Here is a 16,027-nt window from a genome sequence, read left to right on the forward strand (position 1 = left end):
CGCCGGCCGATCGGCAGCGGCGGACGCCTCGTGCGGGGGCGAAGCCTCCTGCAGGGGCGAAGTCTCCTGCGGGGCGCGAGTGTCCCGAGAGTCGCTTGCGCCATGGGGTGCGGATATGTCGAGCGCGGCGTTCATTCGGCCGCCTCCGCATGGCCGGCGAGCCGGGCGAGGTCGAGTGCGACGTCGTTGCGCCGCGGATGCCAGAGGCCGGCCAGCCGCGCCGCGTCGAGCCGCCGGGCGATCGCCCTGGCGGCGGCCGGATTTTCGCGGGTGAGGAAGGCGGCGACGGCGGGATCGGCCACATAAGCCTCGTGGACGAGATCGATGAGCCGGCTCGGCACCGCCCGCGTGGTCTCGGCGAAGTCGATCAGGCGGTCCACCGTCTCGGCGAATTCCGCCGCGCCGCGGGGGCCGTGGCGCATCTGCCCGGCGATGAAGCGCGGATCGATCGCCCGGCCGCGCACGATGCGGGCGAGCGCCTCGCCGAGGGGGCGGGCGCGAGGGCGGGCCGGATCGCTGGTGTCGAGCACGACGAGATCGGCCTCGGCCTTGCCCAGCGCCGCGCGCGCCGCCGCGAAGCCGCCGACGAAGGCGGCGTCGGCGCTTCCCTCGAGGAGGTCGCGGCCGGGATCGTCGGCGACATGGACGAGGGCATCGGCCTCGGCGACGCGCTCAGCGAAGGCGGAGCCGGCCGCCTCGTCCCGTTCGCCGGCCCGGAAGGCGTGGGAGGCGGCGGCGAGGTAGGCGGCGCCGATCGCGGCGCGGTCGTGGGGGCCCTCGGTCGCGAGCGCGGCTTCCGCGCCGCTGCCGTAGGTGCCCGGTGCCGAGCCGAACACACGGGCCGGCGTGCCGCGGCCGGTGAGCGGGTTGTCCTCGACCGGCTCATCGCGGGCGGCGACCGCTTCGGTCGCCGCGTCGAGGAGCGCGATCTGGGTCGGGAAGAGGTCGCGGAACAGGCCGGAGACGCGCCACGTCACATCGACCCGCGGGCGGCCGATCACCGCGAGCGGCAGCACCTCGATGCCCGTGACCCGGCCCGTCGCGTGGTCCCAGGTCGGCCGGCAGCCGAGCAACGCGAGGCCGAGGGCGATCTCCTCGCCAGCGGTGCGCAAGGTGGCCGAACCCCACAGGTCGAGCACGATCGCGCGGGGATAGTCGCCGTTGTCCTGGAGGAAGGTGCGCACGAAGGCCTCCGCCGCGGCGCGGCCGAGATCGGTCGCGGTCGGGGTCGGGATGGCGCGGGGATCGGCGGTGAAGAGATTGCGCCCCGTGGGCATCACGTCGGTGCGGCCGCGGGCCGGCGCGCCGGCGGGGCCGGGCCGGACCCGACGGCCGTCGAGGGCGGCGAGGACGGCGTCGCGTTCGCTGGCTGCGCTGGCGCGCCGGGCCGGGTCGGCGTCCGCGGCCGCGCGGCCATAGACGTGGAGTCCGTCCTTCACCGCGAGCTCCTTGAGGTCGCAGAGCCAGGCATCGATGCGCTTCAGCGCGTCCGCCTCGTCGGCTTCCGCGGGCAGGCCGACGTCCGCCGCGAGCCCGTTCGCCTGCGCGGTCTCGACGATGAGGCGGGCGAGGCGGTCGCGGCGGCGGCGGTCGAGACCGTCGGCCATGGCATATTCGTCGACGAGGCGTTCGAGGTCGCGGGCGGGGCCGGCGAGTTCGGGCGACACCAGGGGGGCGGTGAGGTGGCCCGGCGTCACCGCGCCGATGCGCCGCTTGGCCTGCGCCGCCTCGCCCGGATTGGAGACGATGAAGGGATAGACGACCGGCAGGGCGCCGACCACGATCTCGGGGAAGCAGCCGGCGGTGAGCGCCACCGCCTTGCCCGGCAGCCATTCGAGGGTGCCGTGGGCGCCGAGATGGATCAGCGCGTCGTGCTCGCGCTGGAGGAAGAAGCCGAAGGCGAGGAGCGCATGGCGCGGCGGCAGAGCGGGATCGTGATAATCGGCCCGCCGATCCGCCGCCCGTCCGCGCTCCGGTGGCAGCGCGATTGTGACCCGGCCGCAACGCAGTGCGCGGAAGCGGAAGGCGCCGGCGACGAGATCGGCATCCTCGGCCGGATCGCCCCAGGCGGCGAGCACGGCCGACCGGGCCGCCTCCGGCATCGCTGAGAAGGCGGCGCGATAATCGGCGAGGGTGAGGTGCGTCTCCGGGTCGTGGCGGGTCGGGGCGTCGTCGAGCGCGGCGATCAGGGTGCGCGCGTCCGCGGGACGGGCCGCCGTCCGGTAGCCGGCGGCGGCGAGATCGTCGACGAGGGCGAGCGCGCTCTCCGGCACGTCGAGCCCGACCGCATAGCCCGCGCGGCCGGCGGCGCCGGGATAATCCGGCATCAGGATTGCGACCCGCCGCGCCGCCGCGGGCTTGCGCCCGAGGTTCACCCAGCCGGCGATGCGGTCGGCGACGTGGGCGATGCGGTCGCTCTCCGGACGGTTGCGGAAGGCCGTGAAGCCGAGGGGATCTTCCGTCGCCTCTTCGCCCTCGAACCTGTCGACATCCTTGAAGGCGATGGTGCCGGCGGCGAGCCGGCCGTCGAGCTCGGGCAGCACGACGTGCATCGCGAGGTCGGACGCGCCGAGGCCGCGCGGGCTCTCGGCCCACGCCGCCCGCTTGGTCGTCGCGATCACCGCCTGGAACACCGGCACGCCGGCCTTGTCGAGCAGCGATCCGGCCTCGGCGGTCTCGGCGATGGCGAAGGCCGTGGTCGTGACGATCGCGGCCGGTGCGAGCCGGGCGATGGCGTCCTCCACGACAGCGAGGGCGGCGGGGTCCTTCAGGCTCGTCACGAACAGCGCTTCGGCCGCGATCCCCCGCGCCTCCAGCGCCGCGCACAAGGCGCCGACCGGCTCCGCATCCGCCGCGAGATGGAGCGCGCGGTAGAACAGCACGAGAACGAGCGGGCGAGGCCCGGCCCCCTCTCCCCTCGGGGGAGAGGGCTGGGGTGAGGGGAGGGCGCTCGCCGTGAGGCTCGGCCCCTCATCCGGCCCTGCGGGCCACCTTCTCCCCGGCGGGGAGAAGGGAGGGGTGGTTCCCTGCGCGGGCTGTGGGGATGCAGCCATGGATCGCGCCCGCCAATCCCAGAACCCGGCGGGAGGAACGGCCGCGGGTGGGGCGCGGTCGGTGAGCGGTTCGCGCCGCGCCAAGGCGGCGAGATCGTCGAGGAGGCCGGCGAGGGCCTGCGGGCCGCCGGTGCGGAAGCCGGTTTCGAAGCGCTCCAACACGGTGGCATCGACCGTGGAGGCCTCGGCGAGGCGCGGATCGTCGCGATGATCGCCCGGCACCACGATGAGGGCGATGCCGTGCGCCCGGGCGCACGCGGCGAGCTGGTCGATGCCGTAGCGCCACCAATCGAGGCCGCCGAGCAGGCGGACCAGGATCGCCCGCGCGTGGCGCCCGACGGTGTCGATCCACAGATCGACCGACATCGGATGCCGCAGCTCCGCGAGCGGCACCAGCCGCAGATCGAGCGGCCGGCCCTCAACGGTTCCCGCCCCGGCGCGCCAGGCGGCGGCGAGCGCCGCGAGGTCGCCGTCGGAGAACGACATCGCCACCGCCGCGCCCGGCCGCTGGCCGAGATCGATCGCCTCGATCGTCTCGTCGAGGCTCAAGGCGGTGGTGGCGAGGAGGTGCATCGCGGTCGTGGGGCTCCCGGTCGGTCAGGCGGCGAGCGGGGCGGGGAGGAGGGCGGCGGCGATGGCGTCGCGGTCGAGCCCGGCGAGGCCGATCACCACGAGGCGGCCGGTGCGGGCTTCGTCGGTCCGCCACGGCCGGTCGTAATGGTGGCCGACCCGGGTGCCGACGCCCTGGACGAGCAGGCGCATCGGCTTGCCGCGCACCGCGGCGAAGCCCTTGATGCGCAGCACGGTGCCGAGTTCGGCCGCCGCCGCGACGCGGGCCGCGAGCGCCGCCGGATCGTCGATCTCGGGCAGCGTCACGACGAAGGATTCGAACTCGTCGTGGTCGTGATCCTCCTCATCGTCGTGATGGGTGCGACGGTTCTCGATGTCGCTTTCGGTGCCGACCCCGAGGCCGAGGAAGATGCCGACATCGAGGCGGCCCTCGGCGACCGGCACCACGGCACAGGCGCGCGGCAGCGCCGCATCGACGGTGGCGCGGGCGCGGGCGAGGCCCTCCTCGTCGAGCAGGTCCGCCTTGGTCAGGACGACGAGATCGGCACAGGCGATCTGGTCCTCGAACACCTCCTCGATCGGATCGTCGTGGTCTAGGGAGGGGTCGTCGGCGCGCTGCTTTGCGAGGGCGTCCTCGTCGGCGGCGACGCGGCCGTCGGCGAGCGCGGCGCCGTCGACCACCGTGACGACGCCGTCGACCGTCACCCGCCCCTTGATCGCCGGCCATTGGAAGGCCTGGACGAGGGGCTTCGGCAGCGCGAGGCCGGAGGTCTCGATCAGGATGTGGTCGATGCCGGGGCGCGACAGGATGGCGTCGAGCGCCGGCACGAAATCATCGGCGACGGTGCAGCAGATGCAGCCGTTGGCGAGTTCGACGACGTTCTCCTCGGGGCACGCCTCGATGCCGCACCCTTTGAGGATTTCGCCGTCGATGCCGACGTCGCCGAATTCGTTGACGATCACCGCGAGGCGGCGGCCGCCGGCATTCTCGATGGCGTTGCGGATCAGGGTCGTCTTGCCCGAGCCGAGGAAGCCGGTGACGATCGTGCACGGCACGCGGGCGAGCGAGGCGGGGGTCTCGTTGGAGGCTGGGGTCTGGCTCATGTCGGGCTATCGCGTTCCGTTCTGCCGTCAGGCGGGCTCGGTGAGGGGGACGGCCGCGGGATCGGCCGGGATCGTGGCGCCGAGCGGCGGCACGCGGGCGACGAGGCCGCGCTTCAGCGGCTCCGGCCGGCCGCGCCACGGCATCGTGCCGTCGGCAGAGGCGGCGAGCAGCCGGGCGCCCTCGGCGAGGGCCGCGCCGTCGCTGAGGGGATCGAGGTCGCCGAACACGTAGGTCCAGGCGCCGGGGGCGAGGACCGCAGCCGACAGTGCGCGGCTGCAATTGCCGAGGCAGCGCACGGTGCGCACCGTGAGGTCGGGCGCCTCGGCCGCGAGCGCCACGGCGAGCGCGGCCCCGGGAGGCTCCGCGGCCGGGTCGGCGCGGTCGCGGCAGGTCGCGCAGACGACGATCGTCGCGCCGGCGCCCGGTGCCACACCGGCGCCGTCCACGGCGTCCGTCTCGCGTCGTTCAAGGTCTGTCGGGGTCACCCGGCGCTCCTCGGGATCCACGGAATCCCGGTTCGAACAACGGGTGCTGGCGGCCGGTGCGCGTGCACGCGGCCACGACGATCGAACGCACCGAGGCACCCCGCCCGGGTCGGATCGAATCGTCGGCAGGTCTCCTGGCTCGCGGGTCGCCGCCCGGCGCCGCCTTCCCGGGAGGGCAACGGTTCGTCGAACCGTCGTCCCTTCAGTCCCAGTGGCTCGTGGCGCGGGCTCGCCGCTTACAGTTGCGGGGGCAGCCGCGGCATTGGGGCTTCGGGCTCTCCCGTCGCTCCGCACCGCATTCCCTTCTTGCGCCCTCCCCGGACAGGGAGGGACCGTCGATCGCGCCAACTAAGGGACCGTGGCCGTCCTTTGTCAACGTGCGGGGCCAGCCGGTCCGGGATCGGGCGCGCGCGAAATCCGCATCGGTCGATTTTTGATTTGCCGGCTGCGGCCCGGCCCGCTTCAATTGGAAGGGTGTGACGCCGCCGCCCTCTCCACGGCGTGATCCGTTCGACATGAAAGCGTGCAAGGGTGGCCGCCGAAATCCAATCGGGAGTGGCGACTTGAATCAATTCCGGCCCGGGGACCGCCAATCGGTGGAGGACTTCTCCGCCATCCGCGAAATCGTCAAGGCGAACTACCAGAACGTCGTCCTGGTGCTCCAGGGCGGTGGCGCGCTCGGGTCCTACCAGCCGGGCGTCGTCGAGGTGCTCGATGAGATCGGGATCAACATCAACTGGGTCGCCGGCATTTCGATCGGCGCGATCAATTCGGCGATCATCGCCGGCAATCCGCCCGAGCACCGTGTCGAGAAGCTGCGTGGCTTCTGGGACGTTGTGACGAGCCGGGTGCAATGGAGTTGGCTGCCGCCCGGCGACCACATGCGCGGCCTGTTCAACCAGCTCTCGTCCTTCTCGGCGATGATGTTCGGCCAGCCGGGCTTCTTTGCGCCGCGGGTCCCGCCGCCGCATCTCCATCCCGCCGGCACGCTCGGCGCGGTCAGCTATTACGACACCGCCCCCCTCAAGACGACGCTCGAGCAGTTCGTCGATTTCGACTATCTCAACTCCAAGAGCCCGGTCAGGCTTTCGGTCGGCGCGGTCAACGTGCGCAGCGGCAATTTCGTCTATTTCGACAGCCAGGAGCGCACCATCCGTCCCGAGCACGTGATGGCCTCGGGCGCTCTGCCGCCGGGCTTTCCGCCGGTCGAGATCGACGGCGAGCTCTATTGGGACGGCGGCCTCGTCTCCAACACGCCGCTGTCCTATGTGCTCGGGCGCGCGCCGTCCGATTGCTCGATCATCTTCCAGGTCGATCTCTTCAGCGCGCTCGGCAGCCGCCCGCGCAACCTGCCGGACGTGCAGGAGCGCGAGAAGGACATCCAGTTCTCGAGCCGCACGCGCCTCAACACCGACATGTTCCGGCAGGTGCAGCGCATGCGCCAATCGATCGAGAAGCTGCTCGACAAGCTGCCGCCGGAGATGGCCGAGCTGCCGGAATACAAGGAGCTCACGGCCTATCGCATGAAGGCGCGGGTGAACATCGTCCACCTGATCTATCGCCGCAAGCAATATGACCGCGATTACAAGGACTACGAGTTTTCGCGCAACACCATGCTCGACCATTGGAAGGCCGGGCGCGACACCATGCTGCGTACGCTGCGTCACCCGGACTGGTTCTCGCCGCCCGACGAGAGCGAAGCCGGCGTGGTGACCCACGACATCCACCGCGACGCCGACGACTGACCGGCGCCTCCCCGCCGCCCGCGTCCCCGTTCCCCTCCCAGAGATCTATTTCCCTCCCAGGAGTGCCGAGATGATCAGCGAAGACGAAATCCGCCGCCGCGCCTTTGCGATGCCGTTCACGAGCCCGGCCTTTCCGGTCGGGCCCTACCGCTTCTTCAACCGCGAATTTCTCATCATCACCTACCGCACCACGCGGGAAGCACTCGAGAAGGTGGTGCCGGCGCCGCTCGAGATCGGCGACGATCCGATCGTCAAGTACGAGTTCATCAAGATGCCGGATTCGACCGGCTTCGGCGACTACACGGAGTCCGGCCAGGTCATTCCGGTGACCTATCAGGGCGCCCACGGCGGCTATGTCCACGCCATGTATCTCGACGACGGCCCGCCGATCCTCGGCGGCCGCGAGCTCTGGGGCTTCCCGAAGAAGCTCGCCAACCCCAAGCTCCGGGTCGACAAGGAGACCCTCGTCGGCACCCTGAACTTCGGCTCGGTCAACGTCGTCACCGCGACGATGGGCTACAAGCACAAGGCGATCGCCGAGGCCGACGTGGTGCCGAGCCTCCAGGCGCCGAACTTCCTCCTGAAGATCATCCCGCATGTCGACGGCACCGCCCGCATCTGCGAGCTGGTGCGCTATTACATGACGGACCTGAAGTTCAAGGAGGCGTGGTCGGGCCCGGCGGCGCTGCAATTCTTCCACCACGCGCTCGCGCCGGTGGCCGACCTGCCGGTCGTGGAAGTGCTCGGCGGCACCCACATCATCGCCGACCTGACCCTCGGCCTCGGCGAAGTCATCCACGACTACCTCGCCTGAGACGAGACCTGCACGAGGCGTGCGGCGGATCTGCGCCGCGCGCCTGCGACAGCGCCGACGCCCGTCGCGTCGGCGCGAAAAAGTCTCTATCGTCCCGCCCGCGTCGCCGGACCGCTCGGGACCGGCGGTTGGCGTCGGCATTCGTCCGCGACGGGGGTAACCGGTCTTTCCGTCGGGGCGAATGAGCAGGGATCGAGACCCGGTTCGCCTCACCCCGAGGCCGACGGGATCGAGGGACAGCGGTTGATTCCATGGACGGACGGACGGTGATGGGACGGGTGCGGCGGGCGGGTCTCGGCGCGCTGGTGGGCTTTCTCGGCCTCGCGGCCGGTTTCGGCACGGCCGCGGCGGACGGCGTCGTCAACGGCGCCGGCTCCACCGCCGTCTTTCCGCTGATGAACGTCTGGGCGCAGGCCTACCAGGAGAAGACCGGCACCCCGATCACCTACCAGCCGAACGGCGGCGGCGCCGGCGTGGCCCAGTTCGACGAAAATTCGGTCACCTTCGTCCTCGTCGAGGACCCGGCCTCGCCGGCCGAACTCCAGAAGAACGGCTTCGTGCAGTGGCCGCTGGTGTTCACCGGCATCGTGCCGGTGGTGAACCTGCCGAACCTTCAGAGCGGCAAGCTGGTGCTCGACGGGCCGACCCTCGGCAGCATCCTCGACGGCAAGATCACCCGCTGGAACGACCCGGCGATCGTCGCCCTCAACCAGGGCCTCGGCCTGCCGGATGCGCCGATCGTGGTGATCAGCCGGGCCGAGCCCGCCGGCTCGACCTTCGCCCTGACGCGCTATCTCTCGGCGACGAGCCCGGCCTTCGATTCTCAGATCGGCCCGACCGATTCGCCGCAGTTCGTGAAGGGCCCGACTGCGAGCGGCGACGCCGGCATGGCCGCCGAGGTCGCCTCGACGCCGAACGCCATCGGCTGGACCGATTATGCCGACGCGGTCGCCGCCAAGCTGCCGCTCGTCGCGATCAAGACGACGAGCGGGGCGGTCGTCGCCCCGACGCCGGCGACCTTCACCCAGGCCGTCAACGATCTGACCGGCGCCTTCGACGGCGGGCTCGGCTTCGCCGATCTCATGATCGACCAATCGCGCACCGGCGGCTGGCCGATCCTCGCCACCACCTTCGTGCTCATGGACGCCGTGCCGGACGACCGGGCGAGCGGCGAGGCGGCACTGAAATTCTTCGACTGGGCCTATCGCACCGGGACGGCACAGGCGACCCAGCTCGGCTACGTGCCGGTGCCGGCGACGCTCCTCAACGGCATCGAGACCCTGTGGGGGGCGGCGATCATCATCGACGACAAGCCGCTGTGGCCGGTGAAGTGATCGGCCGCGGGCGGTGGCTCGCCTTGAAATCGCACCGCTGATCCGTCATAGCGACGCTTCCCGCGGCGGAGATCGTCGCCGCGCCCCGAACGACGGAGCGGCGTCGCCGCGATGACAGCGAACCCCGGCGCGGCCTCCCCTCCCGCGGCGAACCCGACCCGCGCAAAAGCCGGCTCCGGCAACCCCAGCTCGGCGCTCGCCGCACGGCTGTGGCGCACCCAGGCGCGCCCGTTGTGGCGCCAGCTCGTGCTCGTGCTCCTCATCACCGCGGTCGCCGCCGGCACCACGGGCCTCTATCCCCTCCTGATCAACCACGCCTACGACGCCTTCACCAACCGCGACGGCGCGGCGATCGTCTATCTGCCGTTCGCGGTGGTGGCGGTCACGGTGATCAAGTCGCTCGCGCTCTACGGCCAGGTGGCGCTGACGAACCGCGTCGCGACCCGCATCGAGACCGAGCTCCAGATCGAGCTCTACGATCACCTGATCGCCGCCGACCTCGCCCGCCTGTCGCGCGAGACGCCGGCCGCGCTCACCCAGCGCTTCACCACCGATCTCGGCTTCATCCGCGAGGCGCTGACGCGCGCCACCTCGAGCCTCGTGCGCGACGTGCTCACCATGCTCTCGGTGTTCGCGGCGATGGTCTGGCTCGATTGGAAGATGTCGCTGATCGCGCTGCTCATCGCGCCGCTCGCCGTGGTGCCGATCAACACCATCGGCCGCCGGGTGCGGCGGGTGACGAAGACGACCCAAGAGCAGATGGGCCTGATGGCCGGCCTCGTCTCCGAGAGCTTCGGCGCCGCCCGCATCGTCAAGACCTATCGGCTCGAAGGCTATCTGCGCGACCGTGCCGAGAGCGTGTTCGAGACGATCCGCCGCCTGAAGCTCAAGACCGCCGACCAGCGCGGCCGCGTCGAGCCGGTGCTCGAAGCGCTCGGCGGCTTCGCGGTGGCGATCGTGCTCGGCGTCATCGGCTGGCGCATCGCGAACGGCGCTTCCACCGTCGGCCAGTTCACCGGCTTCGTCTCGGCGCTCCTCCTCGCCGCCCAGCCGCTGCGCGGCATCGGCAGCCTCAACGCCATCCTCCAGCAGGGCTTTTCCGCCCTCGAGCGGGTCTATGCCGTGCTCGACGAGAAGCCGGCCGTGGTCGATCGGCCCGGGGCGACGGCGCTCGCCGTCTCGACCGGCACGATCCGCTTCGAAGGCGTCGTGTTCCGCTACCCCGACGGCACCCAGGCGCTCGACGGCGTCGATCTCGTCATTCCGGGCGGCAAGACGACGGCCTTCGTCGGCCGCTCGGGCGCCGGCAAATCCACCGTGTTCGGCTTGCTGCCGCGGCTCTACGATCTCGAAGGCGGTCGCATCACCATCGACGGTACCGACATCGCGGCGGTGACGCTCGACAGCCTGCGCAGTGCGATCGGCGTCGTCACCCAGGAGGCCGTGCTCTTCAACGACACGGTCGCCGCTAACATCGCCCTCGGCCGTCCGGGCGCCGATCTCGCCGCGATCCGCGCCGCCGCCGAGGCCGCCGCCGCCGACCGCTTCGTGAGCCGGCTACCCGAGGGCTACGACACCATCGTCGGCGAGCGCGGGGCGCGGCTGTCGGGCGGCGAGCGGCAGCGCATCACCATCGCCCGCGCCTTCCTCAAGGACGCGCCGATTCTCCTTCTCGACGAGGCGACGAGCGCCCTCGACACCGAATCCGAGCATCTCGTCCGCGAGGCGATCGGCCGCCTGTCCGCCGGCCGCACCACCCTCGTCATCGCTCATCGGCTCTCGACCATCCGTGCCGCCGACCAGATCGTGGTGATGGACCACGGCCGGGTCGCCGAGGTCGGCGACCACGACAGCCTGATCGCGCTCGGCGGCCTCTATGCGCGGCTGCACCGGCTGCAATTCCAGGACGGGCTCGACGGTCTCTCCGACGACAACGCGGCGGGCGCCGGCAATCGCGGCCTCGAGGCGCTGCTCGCCGACGATGCCGTCCCGGCCGGTCCCACTCTCTGAACACGGCGCGGGGGCGGCGATGGCGGACGATCTCTGGGTGTTCGGCTACGGTTCGCTGATGTGGCGGCCGGGCTTCGCCTTCGAGGAGGTGGTGCCGGCGCGTATCGCGGGCTTCCGCCGCGCGCTCTGCGTCTATTCTCATGTCCACCGCGGCACGCCGGAGCATCCGGGGCTGGTGCTCGGTCTCGATCGCGGCGGCTCCTGCCTCGGCCGCGCCTTCCGCGTCGCCGCCGCGCGGCGCGACGAGACGATCGCTTATCTCCGCGAGCGCGAGCAGGTGACGGCCGTCTATCTCGAACGCACGGCGCGTCTGCGGCTCGTGTCGGACGGTGCCCGTGCCGGGTCCGAGGGGGCGCGCCTCGTCGAGGCCGTCGCCTACGTCGCCGACCGCACCCATCCGCAATATGCGGGCGCGCTCACGCTCGAGGAGCAGTTGCGTCTGGTCCGCCAAGGGCACGGCGTGTCCGGCCCGAACCGCGACTACGTCCTCTCCACCGTCGCCGCCCTCGAAGACCTCGGCATCCATGATCCGGCCCTGGCGTGGTTGGCCGGGGAGCTCGGGGGCGATGGGGTGAACGGCTGAAGATTAGGAAATGGTGTCCCGGAAGGGATTCGAACCCCTGACCTACGGTTTAGGAAACCGTTGCTCTATCCTGCTGAGCTACCGGGACACGCGCGTCGCCTCTAGCATGTTTTCCGGGGCTTCGCACCCCCTCCGGGGGCGCCTTGCTGGGGGAACCGGAGGCGGAGTGCTCGGCCCAGGACCCCACCCCGCCGCTCGGCCCAGGACCCCACCCCACCGGCTGCGCCGGCGACCCTCCCCCTGGCAGGGGAGGGTGGGGCGTCGTGCTTGGTTCGGCTGGATTCGTGTCCAGGCCGGATAAGTCCCTGACGGAATGGACCGGTTGAGTTGTTGACGGTTCTGTCTGGTGCGCAGAGCCGCCGATGGTGCGAACGCGCCTTGTTTCCGGCGTTCACGAGGGCTCCCGAGCTCCGCCAAAAGCCCGGCCTCCACCCTCCCCTGCCAGGGGGAGGGTCGCCGCGAAGCGGCGGGGTGGGGTCACGCCACGCACGAGACGCTCCCGCCACACACGAGACGCGTCCGTCGTCGTCGCATCAGGCGACCGTGACCACGGACCCTCTCGCGAGCCGCGCCTCCCCCCGCCAAAGACCGCCGTCCCCTCAGCGCGCCTGCGGGGTGTCGTTGACGCCGTCGAGGTCGGGGGCGTGGCCGTAGCTCATGCGGCGCATCTGTTCGATGACGCGGGCCATTTCCTCGTCCGACAAGACCGGCGGCTCGCCGATCGCCAGCGCCTGGATGTAGAGCCGCGCCAGCGTCTCGACCTCGTTGGCGAGCCACAACGCGGCGTCGAGGGTCTTGCCGAGCGAGATCTGGCCGTGCTGGCCGAGCAGGCAGGCGAGCCGGCCCTCCAACGCTTCGATCGCGTTGTCGGAGAGCTGCTGGGTGCCGAACGTCGCATAGCGGGCGCAGCGGATGTCGGTGCCGCCGGCGACGCCGGTCATGTAGTGGAAGCTCGGGATCGTGCGGTGATGGCAGGCGAGCGTCGTCGCGTAGATCGAATGGCAGTGCAGCACCACGTCGACGTCGCCGCGGTGGGCGAGGATGTCGCGGTGGAAGCGCCATTCCGACGACGGGCGGTGGGCGCCGGTGAAGGTACCGTCGAAGCGCATCAGCACGAGATCGTCCGGTCCCATGCGGTCGTAGGGCATCGAGGTCGGGGTGATCAGGAAGCCGTCGTCGAGGCGGTGGGAGAGGTTGCCGGCGGTGCCCTGGTTGATGCCGGTCGCATTCATCTGCCGGCAGGTCTCGACCATGCGGCGGCGCAGGTCGGCCTCGTCGAGGTGAGTCGTCGTGATCGGGGCGCTCATCGGGCAGTCTCCGGCGGGGAAGGGATCGAGGGGGTGCGGGCGTCCGCCGCCGCGGCGCGCCAGGCGGCGCGGTAGGCGGCGAGGCCCGGCAAAGCGAGCGGAACCGCCGCTTCGAGGGCGAGGGCGGCGGGCGCCGTGCGGCTCCGGTGGCCGGCGAGGAGGCCGGCCCCGGAGGCCACGCCATAGGTGTCGAGATTGAAGCGCACGTCGGCGTCCGGCCGGAACGCGGCGATCAGGCCGGCGAAGGCCGGGTCGCGGACGAACGAGCCGTCGAGCACGATGAGGCCGGTCGCCTCCAGCGCGTCGAGCATCAGGTCGGTGAGGAGCGCGGTGTAGAGCACGGCGAGCGCCCGCCGCTCGGCCGCCGACAGCGTGGGCTCGGTGCCGTCGGCGCCGACGATGCGGCCGCGCCGGGCGCTGCCGGGGACCAAGCCGTCTTCGTCGCCGAACGACGGCAGGGCGAGGATGCCGTCCGCGACCAGCCGGGCGAGGATCGCGGGATCGCTCGCCGCCGCCTCGCCCTCGCGCGCCGGTCCGGCGATCAGCGCGAACTCCCGCCCGCCCATGGTGAGCGCGCCGGCGACCGGCCGGCCGTGGACGTCGGCGTTCATGGTCATGCCGAGGTCTTCACGGAGCGCCGAGACCGGGCAGGCATCGCTGAGCCCGACGATCCAGGTGCCGGTCGACACCAGGGTGAAGTCCTTCAGGCCGGCCGCCTGATAGCGGTAGAAATTGACGCTGCTGTCGTGCACGCCGCAGAAGATCTCGAACGTCTCCGGCAGGCCGAGGCGCGCCGCGAGATCGGGGCGGATCAGTCCGACCGGGGCGAAGGCGGGCACGAAGGGGGGCAGCAGGCGCTGCCAGCCGCGCGCGGCGACGATGGGCGTCGGCCGGCGGTTCGCGACGTCCCACAGGTGGGATTGGGCGGCGATCGAGGTGTATTCGCTCGCGGCGACGCCGGAGAAACGCCACGCCCAATATTGCGGCATGGCGAGGAAGGCGCGGCCTTCGGCGAACAGGTCGGGATATTCGGTTTCGAGCCACAGCCCCTGGCGGGCGATGTGGGTCGCCCCGTGCAGGATCGCGCTGCCGCGCTCGGCATAGGTTCCGGCGAGCGTCCGGTAGAGCGCGGTGACGGCCTCGGGACAGGGCTGCTCGTAATCCATCATCGGCGCGGCGAGCGTCCGCTCGCCGACGAGCACGCCGCCGGCGCCGTGGCCGGTCGTCACCAGCCCGGCGAGCGGGTGGCTGCGGGCGTAGCCGGCGAGGTGCTCGAAGATCCAGGCTTCGAGCGTCGCGACGTCGTGGTGGCGATAAGGCGGCCCCGGCAGAACCGGGTTCGGGCACGAGGCCGTCTCGATCAGGGTGCCGTCGGTGGCGACGACGTTGAGCTTGACGTTGGTCTTGCCGATGTCGAGGACGGCGACGCGCGCCGGCCGGTCGGGATCTGTCTCGGGCATCTTCGGCCTCTCGGTGCGTTTCCTCAGGTCTCGTCTTCGCTCAGCCGGGCGAGCCGGTCGGCGGAAAAAGCGGCTTCAGGTTCCGATAGAGCGCGCGGTAGAGCGGCAGGCGCTCGGCATAGGCTGCGGCACGCACCGGATCGGGCTCGATGGTCGCGGCGATCGCCGGTGCCGGGCAGGATTCGGCGACGCTGCCGCCGTCGCGGGCGATGCGGGCGAGCCGCGCGGCGCCGAAAGCCGGACCCTTCGCGGCGCCCGCCTGGATGTCGATCGGCCGGCCGAGCGCGCTCGCGATGATTTCGAGCCAGAGCCGGCTGCGCGCACCGCCGCCGATCGCCGCGAGCCGGGCGGGGATCGTGCCGGCCGCGGCGAGCGCGTCCTGGGCATCGACGAGGGAGAAGGCGACGCCTTCGAGCACCGCGGCGACGAGGTCGGCGGTGTCCGTGTCGCTGCCGAGGCCGAAGAACACGCCGCGGGCATCGGCGTTGTCGTGGGGCGTCCGCTCGCCGGTGAGGTAGGGCAGGAACGTGACCGGCGAGGGCCGCCGGCCGCGCGCCTCCGCCGCCGCGAGGAGGCCGGGGATGTCGTCGCCGCGCCCGACCACGCCGGCGAGCCAGCCGAGCGCGCTCGCCCCGTTCAGCATCGCCGCCATCTGGAACCAGCGCTCCGGCACGGCATGGGCGAAGGCGTGGACGAGGGCCTGCGGATAGGGCCGGTAGGCCGCGGTGGTGACGAAATATTGCGCCGAGGTGCCGAGCGACAGGAAGGCGTCGCCGTCGCCGACCGCCCCGATGCCGACCGCGCCGACCGCCGCGTCGCCGCCGCCGGTCGCCACCACGATGCCCTGGGTCAGGCCGTGGGCGGTCGCCACGCCGCGGCGCAGCCCGCCGGCGGCGGTGCTGCCCTCCTTGAGCGGCGGCAACTGGTCGAGATCGAGCCCGCAGGCTTCGACCAGAGCCGGAAAATAAGCCCGCCGCGCCTCGTCGAGCAGAAGCGCGCCGGCGGCGTCCGACATGTCGGTCGCGATCTCGCCGGTGAGCTTCATCCGCACATAATCCTTGGCGAGGACGATGGTGCGGATGCGCGCGAAGCGCTCCGGATCGTGGCGGGCGAGCCAGAGCAGCTTCGGCGCGGTGAAGCCCGGCATCGCGGGAACGCCGGCCTTGAGGCCGAGCTCGGCGACCGTCTCGTTCAAGTCGGCGCATTCGGCGGTGGCGCGCCCGTCGTTCCACAGCATGGCCGGGCCGACCGGCGCGCCGTCCGCATCGAGGCCGAGGGCGGCGTGCATCTGACCGGAGAGGCCGATCGCGTCGATCGCCCCGAAGGCCTGCGGGGCCTCGCCGCGCACCTGGGAGAAGGCGCGCTTGACGGCGCGCCACCAATCGTCGGGGTCCTGCTCCGACCAGCCGGGTTGCGGGCGCGACACCTCGAGCGGGACTTCCGCCTCGGCGAGCACCGTTTCCGCGTCGTCGACGAGGATCGCCTTGACGGCCGAGGTGCCGATATCGATGCCGAGCCGAGTGCCCGCGCCGGATGAACTCACGTCTACGCTCCCGCTTGC

11 protein-coding genes, 1 tRNA gene and 1 riboswitch are annotated in these 16,027 nt (G+C 71.8%); of the genes, 5 read left to right on the top strand and 7 right to left on the bottom strand.

What is annotated here, in order from left to right:
• Positions 1–131: 131 nt before the first annotated feature.
• From cobN to F0357_RS12410, 3 genes are read right to left on the bottom strand one after another with little or no spacing between them, the layout of a single operon-like run.
• A complete protein-coding gene (gene cobN / locus F0357_RS12400; protein ID WP_153481970.1) occupies positions 132–3,626 on the bottom strand; it encodes a cobaltochelatase subunit CobN in 3,495 nt (1,164 codons plus the stop codon).
• A 24-nt stretch (positions 3,627–3,650) separates the two neighbouring features.
• On the bottom strand, positions 3,651–4,727 hold the full coding sequence (gene cobW / locus F0357_RS12405) for a cobalamin biosynthesis protein CobW (RefSeq protein WP_153481974.1): 1,077 nt from the start codon (positions 4,725–4,727) through the stop codon (positions 3,651–3,653).
• 27 nt (positions 4,728–4,754) lie between these two features.
• Positions 4,755–5,213: a DUF1636 family protein gene (locus F0357_RS12410; protein ID WP_376767802.1), complete on the bottom strand. Its 459-nt coding sequence runs from the start codon at positions 5,211–5,213 to the stop codon at positions 4,755–4,757.
• Between the two features lie 107 nt (positions 5,214–5,320).
• Positions 5,321–5,565, bottom strand: a riboswitch (cobalamin riboswitch).
• 211 nt (positions 5,566–5,776) lie between these two features.
• Between F0357_RS12410 and F0357_RS12415 the strand changes: the two genes are divergently transcribed.
• From F0357_RS12415 to F0357_RS12435, 5 genes are all read left to right on the top strand, one after another.
• A complete protein-coding gene (locus F0357_RS12415; RefSeq protein WP_246161447.1) occupies positions 5,777–6,958 on the top strand; it encodes a patatin-like phospholipase family protein in 1,182 nt (393 codons plus the stop codon).
• Positions 6,959–7,031: 73 nt separating this feature from the next.
• Complete coding sequence (locus F0357_RS12420; RefSeq protein WP_312861707.1) at positions 7,032–7,772, top strand: acetoacetate decarboxylase; 741 nt, start codon at positions 7,032–7,034, stop codon at positions 7,770–7,772.
• A 251-nt stretch (positions 7,773–8,023) separates the two neighbouring features.
• Positions 8,024–9,106 (top strand): phosphate ABC transporter substrate-binding protein PstS, encoded by a 1,083-nt coding sequence (gene pstS, locus F0357_RS12425; RefSeq protein WP_153481984.1) that lies wholly within the window; start codon positions 8,024–8,026, stop codon positions 9,104–9,106.
• Between the two features lie 111 nt (positions 9,107–9,217).
• Entirely contained in the window at positions 9,218–11,116 is a 1,899-nt protein-coding gene (locus tag F0357_RS12430) for an ABC transporter ATP-binding protein (protein WP_153481987.1), read from the top strand.
• A gap of 19 nt (positions 11,117–11,135) precedes the next feature.
• Positions 11,136–11,699 carry a gamma-glutamylcyclotransferase gene (locus tag F0357_RS12435; protein WP_153481989.1) on the top strand — a complete coding sequence of 188 codons (564 nt, stop codon included), beginning with the start codon at positions 11,136–11,138 and terminating at the stop codon, positions 11,697–11,699.
• A gap of 11 nt (positions 11,700–11,710) precedes the next feature.
• On the opposite strand, the gene F0357_RS12440 is transcribed toward F0357_RS12435, so the two are convergent.
• The 4 genes from F0357_RS12440 to xylB form a co-directional block, all read right to left on the bottom strand.
• Positions 11,711–11,787 (bottom strand) — tRNA-Arg (locus F0357_RS12440).
• Positions 11,788–12,298: 511 nt separating this feature from the next.
• Complete coding sequence (locus tag F0357_RS12445; protein WP_153481992.1) at positions 12,299–13,006, bottom strand: class II aldolase/adducin family protein; 708 nt, start codon at positions 13,004–13,006, stop codon at positions 12,299–12,301.
• Complete coding sequence (locus F0357_RS12450; protein ID WP_153481996.1) at positions 13,003–14,466, bottom strand: FGGY-family carbohydrate kinase; 1,464 nt, start codon at positions 14,464–14,466, stop codon at positions 13,003–13,005. Before F0357_RS12450 ends, F0357_RS12445 begins: the two co-directional genes overlap by 4 nt.
• 40 nt (positions 14,467–14,506) lie before the next feature.
• Positions 14,507–16,009 (bottom strand): xylulokinase, encoded by a 1,503-nt coding sequence (gene xylB / locus F0357_RS12455; RefSeq protein ID WP_312861564.1) that lies wholly within the window; start codon positions 16,007–16,009, stop codon positions 14,507–14,509.
• Between the last annotated feature and the right edge of the window lie 18 nt (positions 16,010–16,027).

It is taken from the genome of Segnochrobactrum spirostomi (assembly GCF_009600605.1).
Classification (GTDB): domain Bacteria; phylum Pseudomonadota; class Alphaproteobacteria; order Rhizobiales; family Segnochrobactraceae; genus Segnochrobactrum; species Segnochrobactrum spirostomi.

What these genes read in the sequence shown, in the direction of transcription:
- cobN (WP_153481970.1), bottom strand. Translation starts at nt 3,626, where the DNA reads ATGCACCTCCTCGCCACCACCGCCTTGAGCCTCGACGAGACGATCGAG.
- cobW (WP_153481974.1), bottom strand. Translation starts at nt 4,727, where the DNA reads ATGAGCCAGACCCCAGCCTCCAACGAGACCCCCGCCTCGCTCGCCCGC.
- pstS (WP_153481984.1), top strand. Translation starts at nt 8,024, where the DNA reads ATGGACGGACGGACGGTGATGGGACGGGTGCGGCGGGCGGGTCTCGGC.
- F0357_RS12430 (WP_153481987.1), top strand. Translation starts at nt 9,218, where the DNA reads ATGACAGCGAACCCCGGCGCGGCCTCCCCTCCCGCGGCGAACCCGACC.
- F0357_RS12435 (WP_153481989.1), top strand. Translation starts at nt 11,136, where the DNA reads ATGGCGGACGATCTCTGGGTGTTCGGCTACGGTTCGCTGATGTGGCGG.
- F0357_RS12445 (WP_153481992.1), bottom strand. Translation starts at nt 13,006, where the DNA reads ATGAGCGCCCCGATCACGACGACTCACCTCGACGAGGCCGACCTGCGC.
- F0357_RS12450 (WP_153481996.1), bottom strand. Translation starts at nt 14,466, where the DNA reads ATGCCCGAGACAGATCCCGACCGGCCGGCGCGCGTCGCCGTCCTCGAC.